The sequence below is a fragment of the Salipiger sp. D13 genome (genome assembly GCF_003703915.1).
Lineage (GTDB): Bacteria > Pseudomonadota > Alphaproteobacteria > Rhodobacterales > Rhodobacteraceae > Salipiger > Salipiger profundus.
Map to the genome: position 1 here is coordinate 1 of NZ_ML112618.1, position 2,686 is coordinate 2,686.

The 2,686-nt window shown below is 69.7% G+C and carries 2 pseudogenes; both read left to right on the plus strand.

Annotated features, from left to right (window positions below):
* Window positions 1-359 (plus strand): annotated as a pseudogene (locus D6860_RS25360) (hypothetical protein); the annotation flags it as partial.
* Window positions 360-369: 10 nt separating this feature from the next.
* A pseudogene (locus tag D6860_RS17855) lies at window positions 370-1,767 on the plus strand (hypothetical protein); the annotation flags it as partial.
* Window positions 1,768-2,686: the final 919 nt, after the last annotated feature.

Genomic DNA, 2,686 nt, shown 5'->3' on the forward strand with positions numbered 1-2,686 from the left:
CCGATGCGCTGACCCAGCCGGTCGCGCTCAGCGCCAGCGCGACCTACCGGCTCGCGGTGGAGATCACCGGACGCACCGCCGGCACGCTCACGCCGTCCTTCACCGGCGGCACCCCGGTGAGCGCCGCCGCGCTCGACGCCGACGGTCCCCACGTCTTCGCGCTGACCGCCGCCAGCGGCAACGACACCCTCGAACTGGCGGCAAGCAGCGACTTCGACGGCGCCGTGAGCCGCGTGGTGCTCTACCGCGAGACCGCCGCCTGCGCGCCGGCCGGGACCTGGGACTACGTTCTGGTCCCGCAAAACGTTGACAATGTCGCGGGCGATCCGACGCCCGCATTCTCTGCCACGATTTACTAAGGAGAGCCGCATGGCTGACAACGGTGTAGAGAGCATCAACACGGACGAACTGGCGGCAGTGGACGACCTGCTGGGGCATCGCGACGGCGCTGTCGGGCGGGTGCGGATCTCTGTCCTTGGCACACAGCTGGTCGGGTCCGGTCCGGTGGCCGACGCGATTGCCGAGGCCACAGCGCAGGTGACATCCGACGTGATCTGGGCGGCAACCTGGACGGACCTTCAGACCTACACCCCCGCGACGGATGGGGTGGGCGCGGAGGTCATGGACGCCGACACGGGAACGCACAGCGCGGCCTCGGCGACGGGCTATGACGGTGCAACGGTGGATAACGCGGGCCGGTATGCGTGGAACCTGGGCTGGGGCCGCTGGGTGCGGATCAGCGACACCGGGCTCTCGGCCAAGTCCGACGTCGGGCACACGCACACGGCCGACCAGATCAGCGACAGCTCGGCGGCTGGCCGCGCCCTTTTGACAGCCGAGGATGCCGAGGCGCAACGCGGAGCCCTCGGTCTCGGCTCCGCCGCGACGGCTGCCAGCGGTGACTTCATTGCCGCCGGCATGGCGATGCAGGGCCGACCCGGTGCCTACCCGGAGCGCTACACCGAGACACTGACTGGCGGTCATGCGGCGGCGGCCGTGGCTCCCGGCACGACCGTGACGACCGCCAGGGGCGCCGTGCGCCGGCTGGCTGGCGGTGAGGTGCTGGCAACGCGCGAACGCTTCGCGCTGTCGCCGGGGGATTTCTACGAGATCGCCTGGGCCTTCGCGCGCTCCACCAACCCGACCGATCCGAACGGCGATACCGTGCGGCTTGGTATCCAGTGGCTCGACGAGGACTTCGCCAGCGTCGGGCAGCTGACCGATGCCAGCCTCGACCTGACACCGACGGTCGCGGATGGGCGGCAGTTCGTGACCGTCGTCATTGGCGAGGACGCGGATGTGGCGGGCGTGGACTTCGGGTGGCCGGCTGGCGCGGTGCACGCGGTGCCCTTCCTGCATCCGTTCGGCAGCGATGGGGTGACCGATGCCGAGCTGATCGAATGGCGCGGCGGGGGCGGGGCGCTGGCCTCGGATACCGTCGTGCTGGAGGCGGGCGGGACAGCAGACGCCATCACGGCAACCGCCGACCGGCGCTATTCGGACGAGCCCTTCGCCACTCTCTTCGTCATGGAGGTGGCATCGGCGAACACCGGCGCCGTCACCATGTCCATCGGGGGCGAGACCGCGAAAGACCTCCTGCTCAACAGCGGCGCGGCGCTGCAGGCCGACTACCTGCTGCCCGGCATGCTGCTCGACTTCCGTTGGGACGGCGCTGATTACCGCCTGACGACCGGGGCATCGGCCACGGCCATCGAGGCGGCAGCGGCGGCGAGTGCGGCGGCGGCCGCGCTGTCGGCAAGCGAAGCGNGGCGGCGGCCGCGCTGTCGGCAAGCGAAGCGGATGCCAGCGCCAGCGTGGCGGAGACGGCGGAGGCGGCGGCCCTGTCGGCGCAGAGCAGCGCGGAGACCGCGCGCGACCAGTCGCAGGCAAGCTCGGACCTGACCATCTTCGCGGCGGCCTTCGACGCGGCAGCGGATCTCGATGGCACCGGGCTCAGCGCGGACGATTACGTGGTCGTCTGGGCAGACGAGGATCGCGAGAACAAGGTCGCGATCTACCAGTGGAACGGGTCGACCTTCGACTTCGTGCGCGTCTGGCAGGGCAACAGCACCCGCCGGGATGCGGTCATGCGGCATCTGCCGTATCGCATCGCGCGCATGCAGGCCGCGTATGGCTTCTACGACGAGGAGGCCGTGACCGGCGATCTGCCGGTGATCGCCCTGCTCGACAGCACCAGCAACCAGCCCTGGACCGCGATTGCGCCGATCCTTGCTGACATGGTGCCGGACGACACCGATGCCGCCATTGAGCCGTGGATCGAGGCGAGCGCAGGGAGCCAGGGGCTCGCCGATCTCGCGGTCCAGTCGCTGAGTGGGGCAACCGTTGCGACGAACCGCTGGGATGTCTGGCCGACAGGCGAGCTGATCGAGATCCCCGCAGGCACCTACACGGTCCCCCTGAACATCATGAACACATGGGCCACTGCGGTCTTTGCGATCATTGGTGCTGTCGGTGGCGGCACGATCAGCGCCTCCGTCGATGGGGCGCCGGCAGCCGCTGATCTCGACACGTCGACACTGACGGAGAACCGGGCCTCGATCTGGGAGGTGACGAACCCGAACGGCAATACGCGGGTGGAGCTCGATCTGACGATCACGGGCGGTTCGGTGTATGTCGTGCATGCCTGGGGCGAGCGGACGGACGTGAACCGGCTGGTGCGCCACGC